The organism is Serratia sp. (in: enterobacteria) (assembly GCF_052400455.1).
Lineage (GTDB): Bacteria > Pseudomonadota > Gammaproteobacteria > Enterobacterales > Enterobacteriaceae > Serratia > Serratia ureilytica.
This window is the reverse complement of sequence record NZ_CP185812.1, coordinates 4,472,653-4,485,885: the sequence shown is the minus strand read 5'-3', so window position 1 is coordinate 4,485,885 and position 13,233 is coordinate 4,472,653. Positions and strand designations below refer to the sequence as shown.

Genomic DNA, 13,233 nt, shown 5'->3' with positions numbered 1-13,233 from the left:
CATGTTATTAAGAGCGTTAGCGTCTCTGGGGCGCAGTGGCATCAACACCAGCGCCAGCTTCGGCCGCGCCGGGTTGATGCTGTTCAACGCATTGATTGGCCGGCCGGAACCCGGCAAGCAGTGGCCGCTGTTGTTGAAACAGCTTTACAGCGTCGGCGTGCAGTCGCTGCTGATCATCATGGTTTCCGGGCTGTTTATCGGCATGGTGCTGGGCCTGCAGGGGTATATCGTGCTTACCACCTACAGCGCTGAAGCCAGCCTCGGCATGATGGTGGCGCTGTCGCTGCTGCGCGAGCTGGGGCCGGTGGTGACGGCGCTGCTGTTCGCCGGCCGCGCCGGTTCCGCGCTCACGGCGGAAATCGGCCTGATGAAGGCGACGGAACAGATCTCCAGCCTGGAAATGATGGCGGTCGATCCGCTGCGGCGCATCGTGGCGCCGCGTTTCTGGGCGGGGATGATCAGCATGCCGCTGCTGACCATCATCTTCGTGGCGATCGGCATTTGGGGCGGCTCGGTGGTCGGCGTGGATTGGAAGGGCATCGACAGCGGCTTCTTCTGGTCGGCGATGCAAGGCGCCGTAGAGTGGAAAAAAGATCTGCTCAACTGCCTGATCAAGAGCGTGGTGTTCGCCATTACCGTAACCTGGATTGCCATTTTCAACGGGTATGACGCCGTGCCTACCTCTGAAGGGATTAGCCGGGCGACGACGCGTACCGTGGTGCATTCGTCACTGGCGGTGTTGGGATTGGATTTCGTGCTGACCGCACTGATGTTTGGGAATTGATTCGATGCAAACGAAGAAGAGTGAAATCTGGGTTGGGGCATTCATGCTGATCGCGCTGTGCGCCATCGTGTTTATCTGCCTGCAGGTGGCGAACCTTAAATCGATCGGCAGCGAGCCGACCTACCGCGTTTACGCGACGTTCGACAATATCGGCGGCCTGAAACCGCGTTCGCCGGTGAAGATCGGCGGCGTGGTGATCGGCCGCGTGGCGGACATCGAGCTCGATCCGAAAACCTACACGCCGCGCGTGGCGCTCGATATCCAGAAAAAGTACGACGAAATCCCGGATACCAGCTCGCTGGCGATCCGCACCTCCGGCCTGCTGGGCGAGCAATATCTGGCGCTTAACGTGGGCTTCGAAGATCCTGATATGGGCACCACCATTCTGAAAGACGGCGGCACCATTCAGGACACTAAATCAGCCATGGTTCTGGAAGATCTGATCGGCCAGTTCCTGTATAAAAGCGGCGGTCAGGACAGCGCCAAACCGGGAGACGCGGCCGCTGAGCCCGCTGCCGGCGCTGCACCGCAACCCGCTGTTCCAAATCATTAAGAGAGGATACCTGCATGTTTAAACGTTTACTGATGGTGGCTCTGCTGGTGGTTGCGCCGCTGGCGAGCGCAGCCGACCAAACCAATCCTTACAGCATGATGCAAGACGCGGCGCAGAAGACCTTCAGCCGTTTGAAGAACGAACAGCCGAAGATCAAGCAGGACCCGAACTACCTGCGCTCCATCGTGCATCAGGAACTGATGCCGTTCGTGCAGGTGAAATACGCCGGCGCGCTGGTGCTGGGCCGTTACTACAAAGATGCGACGCCTGCGCAGCGCGAAGCTTACTTCACCGCTTTCCAGGCTTACCTGGAGCAGGCTTACGGCCAGGCGCTGGCGATGTACCACGGCCAGACTTACCAGATCGCGCCTGAACAGCCGCTGGGCAACGCCGACATCGTGGCCATTCGCGTCACCATCATCGACAACGGCGGCCGCCCGCCGGTGCGTCTGGATTTCCAATGGCGCAAGAACAGCAAAACCGGCTACTGGCAGGCGTATGACATGATCGCCGAAGGCGTCAGCATGATCACCACCAAGCAAAACGAGTGGGCGTCTACGCTGCGTACTCAGGGCATCGACGGCCTGACCAAACAGCTGCAGGCCGCTGCCGCGCAGCCCATCTCGCTGGACAAGAAAAACTGATGTCGGCAGCGCTCAGCTTCGAATCAGAGCAGCAGACGCTGATCCTGCGCGGTGAACTGGACCGTGAAACGCTGCTGCCGTTGTGGCGGCAGCGCGACGCGCTGATGGCGGATAAAACCGCGATCGACGTGGCGCAACTGCAGCGCGTGGACTCCTCCGGGCTGGCGCTGTTGCTGCATCTGCAGGAAGAGCAGCGCCAACGTGGCGTCGCGCTAAAAATTTTCGGCGTCACCGAGCGTCTGAAAACGCTGATCGCGCTCTATAACCTGCAGGCGATAATGCCTGTCGATACCGCCGGTTAGCGGCGTTTTACACCGCCTTTGCGTGGTTAAACGATACAAAGCCCCTGTTATGCAGGGGCTTTTTCTTTAGTTTAAGAAAACATCGTATTCCACTAAGATACTAGGCTGTTTATGATCCTTTAGCGGCAGAACTGGATACTATGGAAACCAACGAGATTAAAGACGTGCTGATGCAGGCATTGGCACTGGATGAAGCGCACGTGACGGGCGACGGCAGCCATTTTCAAGCGATCGTGGTCGGCGAACTGTTCGCCGGCATGAGCCGCGTCAAAAAACAGCAGACGGTTTACGCACCGCTGATGGAATACATTGCGGACAACCGCATTCATGCCTTGTCTATCAAGGCGTACACCCCTGAAGAGTGGCAGCGAGACCGCAAACTCAACGGATTTTAAGGCTGTTTGCCCTGCCGGGCGGGCAGCTTCAGATTAGATAACAGAGAGTAGTCAGATGGATAAATTTCGTGTGCAGGGTCGGACCCGCCTGAGCGGTGAAGTGTCTATTTCCGGGGCCAAAAACGCCGCCCTGCCGATCCTGTTTGCCGCCCTGTTGGCGGAAGAGCCGGTCGAGCTGCAGAATGTCCCCAAGCTGAAGGACATCGACACCACCATTAAACTGCTCAGCCAGTTGGGTACCAAGATTGAGCGCAACGGTTCGGTCTTCGTGGACGCCAGCGGCGTGAACGAGTTTTGCGCGCCATACGATCTGGTGAAAACCATGCGCGCTTCCATCTGGGCGCTGGGGCCGCTGGTGGCTCGTTTCGGCCGCGGTCAGGTTTCCCTGCCGGGCGGCTGCGCGATCGGCGCGCGTCCGGTCGATCTGCACATCACCGGCCTGGAGCAGTTGGGTGCCGAGATCAAGCTGGAAGAAGGTTACGTCAAGGCGTCCGTCGATGGCCGTCTGAAAGGCGCGCACATCGTGATGGACAAGGTGAGCGTGGGCGCGACCGTGACCATCATGAGCGCCGCGACCCTGGCGACCGGCACGACCGTTATCGAGAACGCCGCGCGTGAGCCGGAAATTGTCGATACCGCCAACTTCCTCAATACGCTGGGCGCGAAGATCAGCGGCGCAGGCAGCGACAAGATCACCATCGAGGGCGTCGAGCGTCTGGGCGGCGGCGTGTATCGCGTGCTGCCTGACCGCATCGAGACCGGTACCTTCCTGATCGCCGCCGCGGTTTCCGGCGGCAAAGTGATGTGCCGCAACACCCGTCCGGATACGCTGGATGCGGTGCTGGCCAAGCTGCGTGAAGCCGGTGCCGATATCGAAGTGGGCGAAGACTGGATCAGCCTGGATATGCACGGCAAGCGCCCGAAAGCGGTCACCGTGCGCACCGCGCCGCACCCGGGCTTCCCGACCGACATGCAGGCTCAGTTCAGCCTGTTGAACCTGGTGGCGGAAGGCACCGGCGTTATCACCGAGACCATCTTCGAAAACCGTTTCATGCACGTGCCGGAATTGATCCGCATGGGGGCGCACGCGGAAATCGAGAGCAACACCGTGATCTGCCATGGCGTTGAACAGCTGTCCGGCGCTCAGGTGATGGCGACCGATCTGCGCGCTTCCGCCAGCCTGGTGATCGCCGGCTGCATCGCCGACGGCGTGACCGTCGTCGATCGCATCTACCATATCGATCGCGGCTATGAGCGTATTGAAGACAAGCTGCGCGCGCTGGGTGCGAACATCGAACGCGTGAAAGGCGAGTAAGGCATTAGCGCCGGCGCGGCTGCGTCGGCAGGATGAAAATCAAAGGGCCGGCTATCAATGCCGGCCCTTTTTTAATTGCTGTCTTCCGGGAATTCACCCACCGTCATTTTCAACGTAATGCGCTTGCCGTCACGCAGCACGATAACCGGTATCTCGGTGCCCGGTCTGATCTCCGCCACCTGATCCATAGTCTCCAGCACGGACACCGCCGGTTTGTTATCCACGTTGATGATGATGTCGTTGATCTGGAAGCCGGCGTTGCTCGCCGGGCCATTCGGCGTAATCTCGGTCACGATGATGCCTTGAAGGCGATCGATGCCGGAATTGGACGAGCGCAGCGGAATGATCTCTTTGCCCTGAATGCCGAAATAGCCGCGGATGACGCGGCCGTCGCGGATCAGCTTGTCCATGATTTTGGTGGCCAGTTCGATCGGAATGGCGAAGCCGAGGCCCTCCGGCGTTTCGCCGTCGGTAATTTTGTCATAGGTCAGGGTGTTGATGCCGATCAGCTCGCCCAGCGAGTTGACCAGCGCGCCGCCGGAGTTGCCGCGGTTGATGGAAGCGTCGGTCTGCAGGAATGTCTGTCGGCCGGTGGTGCTCATACTGATGCGGCCGGTGGCGCTGAGGATGCCCTGCGTGACGGTCTGCCCCAGGTTATAGGGGTTGCCGATCGCCAGCACGACGTCGCCGACGTGGGCAACGCGATTTTTATTGGTCGGGATCACCGGCAAATTGCCGGGATCGATCTTCAGCACCGCCAAATCGGTCAGGCCGTCCGAGCCGACCAACAGCGCTTCGTAGCGGCGGCCATCCTGCAACACCACGGTGATCTGCTGAGCGTCTTTGATCACGTGGCGGTTGGTGATGATATAGCCGCGTTCATTCATGATCACGCCGGAACCGAGCGACAGCACGTTGGCGGCGCCGTTCAGGTTGCGGTTGTAAATGTTCACCACGGCGGGCGCGGCGCGGCGCACCGCTTTGTTGTAGCTCACTGGCGTTTCGTCGCTGGTGCTCTCAGGTTTGTCTGCAAACAGGCCGTTGGAAGAACGTAGCATGGGCAGTGCGGCCAACAGCAGGCCGGCAACGATGAAACCGATAACGACAGAACGCAAGAGCTTAGCAAACATGGAGTTTTCGTGGTGTGGTGAACGATGTTCGGAGGATAGCATGAGTTAACCGGGCGCAGTATGTCACCGAGCCCGGTTTTTGCACAAATTAACGCAGCAGCAGATAAATGGTTTCGTTACCGCGCACGATATTGAGCGCCATCACCGGTGGCTTGGCCTCCAACACTTTACGCAGCGTGGTGATGTTGTCCACGCGCTGACGGTTGACGCCGATGATCACGTCGCCTTTCTGCAGGCCGATCTGCGCCGCCGTTGACCCTTTATCCACGTTCTCCACCTTCACGCCCTTGTCGCCGCTCGGCAACGCGCCATTGCTGAGGGAAACCCCCTGCAGCGCCGGCGACAGCGTTTCGGCGTTGGTCGAGGCGCTCTCGCTGTTGTCCAGCGTGACCGAGACTTCCTGCGGTTTGCCATCGCGCAGCAGGCCCACCTTGAGGGTTTTGCCCGGCGCGGTGGTGCCGACTTTGGCGCGCAGTTCGGCGAAGCTGCTCACCGGTTTACCGTCGACGGAGACCAGGATATCCCCGGCCTTGATGCCCGCCTTGGCGGCGGCGGATTTCGGCAGCACTTCGCTGACGAAGGCGCCGCGCTGCGCGTCGGTGTTGAAGGCTTTGGCCATATCCGGGGTCATTTCGCTGCCCTTGATGCCCAGCAGGCCGCGTTTAACTTCGCCGAATTCAATCAGCTGCTGGCTCAGGTTCTGCGCCATATTGCTCGGAATGGCGAAACCGATGCCGACGTTGCCGCCGCTCGGCGCCAGAATGGCGGTATTAATGCCGATCAGCTCGCCGTTCAGGTTAACCAGCGCGCCGCCGGAGTTGCCGCGGTTGATGGAGGCGTCGGTCTGAATGAAGTTTTCCAGCCCTTCCAGATTCAGGCCTGAGCGGCCCAGCGCCGAGATAATGCCGGAAGTGGCGGTTTGGCCCAGGCCAAACGGGTTGCCGACGGCGACGGCAAAGTCGCCGACGCGCAGTTGATCAGAGTCGGCCATCTTGATGGCGGTCAGGTTTTTGGTGTCGCTGAGCTGCAGCAGGGCGATGTCGGATTGCTCATCGCGGCCGACCAGCTTGGCGTCCAGCTCGCGACCGTCGTTCAACTGCACGCGGATTTTATCGGCGTTGTTGATGACGTGGTTGTTGGTCAGCACATAGCCTTTGGCGGCGTCGATGATCACGCCGGAACCCAGCCCTTCAAACGGACGGGAGCTTTGCTGCTGGCCGGGGAAATTAGGGCCGAAGAAGCGTCTGAACTCTTCCGGCAGTTGTTGACGCTGCACCTGAGTGCCGGCGACATGCACGCTCACTACGGCGGGCAAGACTTTTTCCAGCATCGGTGCCAGGCTCGGCAGCGGCTGCCCCTGAACGGCGACGGGCAGGGCCGCGTTGGCCACCGGTACGGAGCTGAACGTCAGGCCGAGGCTCATTGCCAATGCACTAAGAATTAGCGACTTTTTCTTCATTGATTATAACTCTCTCAATACCTGCCGATGAAAATTTGATGATAAGGCAATCACCTTGTCATAGTGAAGGGTAAGACCGTGAATTTGCGTGCAAAGTTCAGTAAAGGTAATACGAGGGAAGGTCAAGACGGTAAACGGAGGAAGCCCGCGGGTGGCCCCGCGGGCGAAGGGGGTCAGTCGCGGCGCGCGCTTTGCCCGCGCAGCAGGCCGGAGGCGCCTTCCGAATAGTCGCGCGGCATTTCCACCGGCGCTTGATCGTTGTCTGCTTCCGCTTCGGTCAGGCGATAGCGGAACGGATTTTCCTGCATCGGCAGATCCGGCAGCAGGTTGTTCGAGCTTTTCGCCATGTGCTGATACAGCTGACGATAATCGCGCGCCATGTTGTCCAGCAGCTCGGCGCTGCGGGCAAAGTGGCCGACCAGCTCCTGACGGTACTCTTCCAGCTCGGTTTTGCTCTTGTCCAACTCGTTCTGCAGGACTTGTTGTTGACGTAATTTACGGTTGCCAAAACGCATCGCCACCGCACCAATCACGATACCGACGACCAAACCAATCAGCGCATACTCCCAGGTCATGATGACTCCTATTTTGACTTCGTTGTTCCGCAGGGATTTTTCACTTAATAATATCCACTATAACCGTTAACCTTGTCCGAGTGGAATCCTGATGCGCTTCCACCTAATTTTTACAGGGTTTTCAGCGGCGCCCGCAGCGGGCATTTGTGGCGATAACGGTGCGAATCGGCATCAACTTGCCGCCAACGTTGGCTAAATAATTTCTAAGCGTTCTTAGGGAACATCGAACAGATGCAGGCACTATCACCGTTATCTCGCTACCAGCAGGCGCTGGATGCGGGGGAATATCAGGCCGATGAGGTTCAACGCCGGGCCGTCACTCAACTGGATCGCATTTATCAGGCTCTGTTGCAAAAGCCGGCGGCGAGCGCGCCTGCCGGCGGGCTGCGCGGCAAGCTCAGCCGCTTGCTGGGCAAGGGCGGCGACACGGCGCCGCAGCGACCGGTGCAGGGGCTGTATATGTGGGGCGGCGTCGGGCGCGGCAAAACCTGGTTGATGGATATGTTCTTCCACAGTTTGCCGGGCGATCGCAAAATGCGTCTGCACTTTCACCGCTTCATGCTGCGGGTGCATGAAGAGCTGACCGAGCTGCAGGGGCGGGAAAACCCGCTGGAAATCGTCGCCGACGGCTTTAAGGCCGAGACCGACGTGCTGTGTTTCGACGAATTCTTCGTGTCCGACATCACCGACGCCATGCTGCTGGCCACGCTGCTGCAGGCGCTGTTCGCGCGCGGCATCACGCTGGTGGCCACGTCGAATATCCCGCCGGACGATCTGTACCGCAACGGTCTGCAGCGGGCGCGTTTCCTGCCGGCCATCGATCTGATCAACGAGTACTGCGACGTGATGAACGTCGACGCCGGCATCGACTATCGTCTGCGTACCCTGACCCAGGCGCACCTCTACCTGACGCCGCTGAGCGACCAGACGCGCGAGACGCTGGATCGGATGTTCGTCAAGCTGGCGGGCAAGGCGGGGGAGAACGCGCCGGTGCTGCAGATCAACCATCGGCCGCTGCAGGCTATCCGTTCGGTGGACGGCGTGCTGGCGGTGGATTTCCACACGCTGTGTGAAGAGGCGCGCAGCCAACTGGACTACATCGCGCTGTCGCGGCTGTATCACAGCGTGATCCTGTATAATGTGCGGGTGATGGGGCCGCTGAAAGAGAATACCGCGCGCCGTTTCCTGGCGTTGGTGGACGAATTCTACGAGCGGCACATCAAGCTGGTGATCGGCGCCGAAGCGTCGATGTTCGAGATCTATCAGGGGGTACAGCTGAAATTTGAATTCCAGCGCTGCCTGTCGCGCCTGCAGGAAATGCAGAGCGAAGAGTACCTCAAGCTGCCGCATTTGCCCTGAGTCTGCCGGGCTTGCCGCCGCCGTATCGCCGGTTGTCCGCCGCCGGCGATAAATTTATTTTCCATTCAAAAACCGTTCGATCTTTGTGAGCGACTTCTCTATAATCTTGCGACCCCACGTTACAACAAAGTTTTTTTTCCCAAAAACTTTATAGTGCCGGCAATGGCTATTCGAAGGGGTAGGTTTGCTGGACTTGTATGGTCGTGTGAGCCTCAACTGTTTTCGAGCGTTTGGGTGTTCACCAACGTGTAACTAATTATTGGGTAAGCTTTCTAATGAAAACTTTTACAGCTAAACCAGAAACCGTAAAACGCGACTGGTACGTTGTTGATGCAGATGGTAAAACTTTAGGCCGTCTCGCTACTGAACTGGCTCGTCGCCTGCGCGGCAAGCATAAAGCGGAATACACCCCGCACGTGGATACCGGTGATTACATCATCGTTCTGAACGCTGACAAAGTTGCTGTAACCGGCAACAAGCGTACAGACAAAGTGTACTACCACCACACCGGCCACATCGGTGGTATCAAGCAAGCGACCTTTGAAGAGATGATTGCCCGCCGTCCTGAGCGCGTGATTGAAATCGCGGTTAAAGGCATGCTGCCAAAGGGCCCGCTGGGTCGTGCTATGTTCCGTAAACTGAAAGTTTACGCGGGCACCGAGCACAATCACGCGGCACAGCAACCGCAAGTTCTGGACATTTAATCGGGATTAATGGCAATGGCTGAAAATCAATACTACGGCACTGGTCGCCGCAAAAGCTCCGCCGCTCGCGTCTTCATCAAGCCGGGCAACGGTAACATCGTTATCAACCAGCGCAGCCTGGAACAGTACTTCGGTCGCGAAACTGCCCGCATGGTAGTTCGTCAGCCGCTGGAACTGGTCGACATGGTTGGCAAACTGGATCTGTACATCACCGTTAAAGGTGGTGGTATCTCCGGTCAAGCTGGCGCCATCCGTCACGGTATCACCCGTGCACTGATGGAGTACGATGAGACTCTGCGTTCTGAACTGCGTAAAGCTGGCTTCGTCACCCGTGACGCTCGTCAGGTTGAACGTAAGAAAGTCGGTCTGCGTAAAGCACGTCGTCGTCCGCAGTTCTCCAAGCGTTAATTTCCGCTGCTTCGGCAGTGCGATTTACGCAAAAAACCCGGTGCTTCACCGGGTTTTTTTATGCCTGAAATCCGCCGTCCCCGACTAAAATCTGTGGTATATCAGACAATTCAACATGAATTCGCCGCAGCGCCCCCACAAAACAAGCAAAATCTGGTAAACTATCACCCACTTTTGCGCCTGTTCGCCGTGCAGTTGACCTCCTGGGCCGGTTTTTTATGGGTTCGGGTCGCGCTGCGTGCTGCCGGCCTGCGGCAAGATTATTCAGGATAGCAGCCTGTCAGTTGGCTATTCGCAGTATTTTCTAGATAACTTGGAGGTTTTCATGGCTGTCGCTGCCAACAAACGTTCGGTAATGACGCTGTTCTCTGGCCCGACCGACATTTTTAGCCATCAAGTACGCATCGTACTGGCGGAGAAAGGTGTCAGCGTCGAGATCGAGCAGGTCGAAATGGATAACCTGCCGCAAGATCTGATTGACCTCAACCCTTACCAGACGGTGCCTACGCTGGTCGATCGCGAACTGACCCTGTATGAATCCCGCATCATCATGGAATACCTGGATGAGCGCTTCCCGCACCCGCCGCTGATGCCGGTTTACCCGGTTGCCCGTGGTGAGAGCCGTCTGATGATGCTGCGCATCGAGAAGAACTGGTACTCGCTGATGGACAAGATCGAGAAGAGCAGCGGTCAGGAAGCGGAATCCGCCCGCCGCCAACTGCGTGAAGAGCTGCTGGCGATCGCGCCTATCTTCGGTCAGGCGCCGTATTTCATGAGCGAAGAGTTCAGCCTGGTGGATTGCTACCTGGCACCGCTGTTGTGGCGTCTGCCGCAGCTGGGCATCGAGTTGAGCGGCGCCGGCTCCAAAGAGTTGAAAGGCTACATGACCCGCGTCTTCGAACGCGACGCTTTCCTGGCTTCCCTGACCGAAGCCGAGCGTGAAATGCGCCTGCAAACCCGGGGCTAAGCGCGATGGACATGTCTCAGATGACGCCGCGTCGCCCGTATCTGCTGCGGGCGTTCTATGACTGGCTGCTGGATAACCAGCTGACGCCGCACCTGGTGGTCGACGTGACTCGCCCTGATGTTCAGGTGCCGATGGAGTTCGCGCGCGATGGCCAGATCGTGTTGAATATCGCGCCGCGCGCGGTAGGCAACCTGGCGTTGGGCAACGAAGACGTGCAGTTCAACGCGCGCTTCGGCGGCGTGCCGCGCCAGGTTTCGGTGCCGATGGCCGCCGTGCTGGCGATTTATGCGCGTGAGAACGGCGCCGGCACGATGTTTGAACCGGAAGCCGCCTACGACGAAAGCGAAGGCGTGTTCGAAGGTTTGGACAATGAGACGATCCCTTCGGAAACGTTGATGTCAGTGATCGACGGCGATCGCCCGGATACCGCGGAAGATGACGGCCCGGACGACGAACCGCCGCAGCCGCCGCGCGGTGGCCGCCCGGCGCTGCGCGTGGTGAAATAAGCCCGCGTGAACAAACGAAAAAGCACCCCGTGGGGTGCTTTTTTTTGCCCGGGCGAAGCGGATCAGCCTTTCAAGGCGGCAATGCAGGCATCGCGCGGCGCGCTGAGATCGCCTACGCGCACGGTGGACAGCGCGCGGGCCGCGCGCTCACGGAAGCTGGTGATGGCGGTGTCGCCTTGCACTTCCGGCGGCGCGGTGCAGATGTCATTGAGCGGCAGATCGTTGCCTTTGTTGAGCGCCTGCAATACTGCCGCCGGGTTGTAGATCAGGGCGGCGGAGAGGGCAGATTTAATGCCGGCGGTAAATCCGGCATTGCCGCCGCCGGCCAGCTTGGGTGCCAGGGCAATCCAGTTGTCGTCCCCCAACCGGATACTGTTTTCCACGGCGCTGAACTGCCCGGCCTTGCCCAACTGCGCCACGACCGGCCGTGCGCCGCGCGCTTCGATATTGTAACCGACCTCCTGCGAATCCAGCGCCAGGGCTGAGGCGCTGAAACTGACGGCCAGCAGTGCGCCGGCCAACAGGGAAATGGAGCATTTCATGTTCGCTATCCTTATCTCGGTGTCAGGCGCAGCCGCGCCCTGCAATGGTGCTAACTCAATACTATAGCGCGTTGAGGCTGTGAGGAGGGGGGAGGTTGTTACAAAGCGTGGCCGGTTAAAACAAAGGCCCGGCAATGTGCCGGGCCTTTGGCGGTACGGAAGGTTTACACTTCCAGGTAGTTCATGATGCCGTCTGCCGCTTTGCGGCCTTCGGCGATCGCCGTCACCACCAGGTCGGAGCCGCGGACTGCGTCGCCACCGGCGAAGATTTTCGGGTTGCTGGTCTGGAATGCGTTCTCGCTGCCTTCCGGCGCCACGATGCGGCCCTGTTTATCGAGCTGCACGTCGTGCGCCGCCAGCCAGTCCATGCGGTGTGGGCGGAAGCCGAACGCCATCACCACCGCGTCGGCGTCGATCACGTGCTCGGAACCCGGCACCTGCTCCGCCGCCTGACGGCCGTTGGCATCCGGCGCACCCAACTGAGTGCGCACCATTTTCACCCCGGCCACGCGGCCGGCGCTGTTCAGTTCGATGCTCAGCGGCTGCAGGTTGAACTGGAAGTCCACCCCTTCTTCCCGGGCGTTCTTCACTTCGCGCTTGGAACCCGGCATGTTGGCCTCGTCGCGGCGGTAGGCGCAGGTGACCTGCGTCGCGCCCTGACGCACCGAGGTGCGCACGCAGTCCATGGCGGTATCGCCGCCGCCCAGCACCACCACCCGTTTGCCTTCCATGCTGACATAAGGCTCGTGCTGCTCGGTTTCATACCCCATCAGCTGCTTGGTGTTGGCGATCAGGAACGGCAGCGCGTCGTACACGCCCTGCGCATCCTCATTCTCCAGCCCGCCACGCATCGATTGATAGGTGCCGACGCCGAGGAACACCGCATCGTACTCGCTCAGCAAAGTCTCCATGCTGACGTCTTTGCCCACTTCGGTATTCAGCTGGAACTCGATGCCCATCTCGCTGAAGATGCCGCGGCGTTTGACCATCACTTCCTTTTCCAGCTTGAAGGCCGGGATGCCGAAGGTCAGCAGGCCGCCGATCTCAGGATGACGATCATACACCACCGCCTTGACGCCGTTGCGGGTCAGCACGTCAGCGCAGGCCAACCCGGCGGGGCCGGCACCGACGATCGCCACGCGCTTGCCGGTCGGCTGCACGTGCGACATGTCCGGCTTCCAGCCCATTTCTATGGCCTTATCGCTGATGTAACGCTCGATATTGCCGATGGTGACCGCGCCGAACTCGTCGTTCAGGGTGCAAGACCCTTCGCACAGGCGATCCTGTGGGCATACGCGGCCGCACACCTCCGGCAGGCTGTTGGTCTGATGCGCCAGGTCCGCCGCTTCCATGATGCGGCCTTCGTTGGCCAGCTTCAGCCAGTTCGGGATGTAGTTGTGCACCGGGCACTTCCACTCGCAATACGGGTTGCCGCAGGACAGACAGCGGTCCGCCTGGGCTTTGGCCTGGGTTTCCGAAAACGGTTCGTAGATCTCGACGAACTCGATTTTGCGGATCTTCAGCGGTTTCTTAGGCGGATCAACACGCTGCAGGTCGATAAATTGATAAACGTTCTGGCTCATTAATGAC

At 59.4% G+C, this 13,233-nt stretch carries 16 protein-coding genes; 11 read left to right on the top strand and 5 right to left on the bottom strand.

The genetic code is table 11. From position 1 onward, the window contains the following. Window position 1 precedes the first annotated feature (1 nt). From mlaE to murA, 6 genes are all read left to right on the top strand, one after another. On the top strand, window positions 2–784 hold the full coding sequence (gene mlaE, locus ACORQT_RS21580; protein ID WP_033644495.1) for a lipid asymmetry maintenance ABC transporter permease subunit MlaE: 783 nt from the start codon (window positions 2–4) through the stop codon (window positions 782–784). Window positions 785–788: 4 nt separating this feature from the next. Next, entirely contained in the window at window positions 789–1,337 is a 549-nt protein-coding gene (gene mlaD / locus ACORQT_RS21575) for an outer membrane lipid asymmetry maintenance protein MlaD (protein ID WP_033644497.1), read from the top strand. Window positions 1,338–1,351: 14 nt separating this feature from the next. Next, window positions 1,352–1,981 carry a phospholipid-binding protein MlaC gene (gene mlaC, locus ACORQT_RS21570; RefSeq protein ID WP_033644498.1) on the top strand — a complete coding sequence of 210 codons (630 nt, stop codon included), beginning with the start codon at window positions 1,352–1,354 and terminating at the stop codon, window positions 1,979–1,981. Beyond that, a complete protein-coding gene (gene mlaB / locus ACORQT_RS21565; protein WP_033644499.1) occupies window positions 1,981–2,283 on the top strand; it encodes a lipid asymmetry maintenance protein MlaB in 303 nt (100 codons plus the stop codon). Before mlaC ends, mlaB begins: the two co-directional genes overlap by 1 nt. Before the next feature lie 140 nt (window positions 2,284–2,423). Next, window positions 2,424–2,678 carry a BolA family iron metabolism protein IbaG gene (ibaG, locus tag ACORQT_RS21560; protein ID WP_025304370.1) on the top strand — a complete coding sequence of 85 codons (255 nt, stop codon included), beginning with the start codon at window positions 2,424–2,426 and terminating at the stop codon, window positions 2,676–2,678. 55 nt (window positions 2,679–2,733) lie between these two features. Continuing rightward, the gene (gene murA, locus ACORQT_RS21555; RefSeq protein ID WP_019453131.1) at window positions 2,734–3,993 is read left to right on the top strand and encodes a UDP-N-acetylglucosamine 1-carboxyvinyltransferase; all 1,260 of its coding nucleotides are present in this window, start codon (window positions 2,734–2,736) and stop codon (window positions 3,991–3,993) included. A 71-nt stretch (window positions 3,994–4,064) separates the two neighbouring features. Here murA and degS read toward each other — a convergent pair whose 3' ends face one another. The 3 genes from degS to zapG all read right to left on the bottom strand — a co-directional run bounded on the left by degS (window position 4,065) and on the right by zapG (window position 7,157). Further along, on the bottom strand, window positions 4,065–5,123 hold the full coding sequence (gene degS, locus ACORQT_RS21550; RefSeq protein ID WP_164057047.1) for an outer membrane-stress sensor serine endopeptidase DegS: 1,059 nt from the start codon (window positions 5,121–5,123) through the stop codon (window positions 4,065–4,067). Window positions 5,124–5,211: 88 nt separating this feature from the next. Then, window positions 5,212–6,582, bottom strand: a complete 1,371-nt coding sequence (gene degQ / locus ACORQT_RS21545; RefSeq protein ID WP_164057048.1) for a serine endoprotease DegQ — start codon at window positions 6,580–6,582, stop codon at window positions 5,212–5,214. Between the two features lie 173 nt (window positions 6,583–6,755). Further along, on the bottom strand, window positions 6,756–7,157 hold the full coding sequence (gene zapG, locus ACORQT_RS21540; protein ID WP_004937074.1) for a Z-ring associated protein ZapG: 402 nt from the start codon (window positions 7,155–7,157) through the stop codon (window positions 6,756–6,758). Window positions 7,158–7,388: 231 nt separating this feature from the next. On the opposite strand from zapG, the gene zapE reads away from it, so the two are divergent. The 5 genes from zapE to sspB all read left to right on the top strand — a co-directional run bounded on the left by zapE (window position 7,389) and on the right by sspB (window position 11,101). Further along, a complete protein-coding gene (gene zapE, locus ACORQT_RS21535; protein WP_164057049.1) occupies window positions 7,389–8,516 on the top strand; it encodes a cell division protein ZapE in 1,128 nt (375 codons plus the stop codon). A gap of 275 nt (window positions 8,517–8,791) precedes the next feature. Further along, the gene (rplM, locus tag ACORQT_RS21530) at window positions 8,792–9,220 is read left to right on the top strand and encodes a 50S ribosomal protein L13 (RefSeq protein WP_004937079.1); all 429 of its coding nucleotides are present in this window, start codon (window positions 8,792–8,794) and stop codon (window positions 9,218–9,220) included. 15 nt (window positions 9,221–9,235) lie between these two features. Then, a complete protein-coding gene (rpsI, locus tag ACORQT_RS21525; protein ID WP_004937080.1) occupies window positions 9,236–9,628 on the top strand; it encodes a 30S ribosomal protein S9 in 393 nt (130 codons plus the stop codon). A 325-nt stretch (window positions 9,629–9,953) separates the two neighbouring features. Continuing rightward, window positions 9,954–10,595: a stringent starvation protein SspA gene (gene sspA / locus ACORQT_RS21520; protein WP_004937082.1), complete on the top strand. Its 642-nt coding sequence runs from the start codon at window positions 9,954–9,956 to the stop codon at window positions 10,593–10,595. A gap of 5 nt (window positions 10,596–10,600) precedes the next feature. Further along, window positions 10,601–11,101, top strand: a complete 501-nt coding sequence (sspB, locus tag ACORQT_RS21515; protein WP_025304365.1) for a ClpXP protease specificity-enhancing factor — start codon at window positions 10,601–10,603, stop codon at window positions 11,099–11,101. A gap of 62 nt (window positions 11,102–11,163) precedes the next feature. Here the strand turns inward: sspB and ACORQT_RS21510 are convergent, their stop codons facing one another. Both ACORQT_RS21510 and ACORQT_RS21505 read right to left on the bottom strand, forming a co-directional pair. Then, window positions 11,164–11,643 carry a hypothetical protein gene (locus ACORQT_RS21510; RefSeq protein ID WP_033644504.1) on the bottom strand — a complete coding sequence of 160 codons (480 nt, stop codon included), beginning with the start codon at window positions 11,641–11,643 and terminating at the stop codon, window positions 11,164–11,166. A gap of 164 nt (window positions 11,644–11,807) precedes the next feature. Beyond that, the gene (locus tag ACORQT_RS21505; protein ID WP_164057050.1) at window positions 11,808–13,226 is read right to left on the bottom strand and encodes a glutamate synthase small subunit; all 1,419 of its coding nucleotides are present in this window, start codon (window positions 13,224–13,226) and stop codon (window positions 11,808–11,810) included. Window positions 13,227–13,233 lie beyond the last annotated feature (7 nt).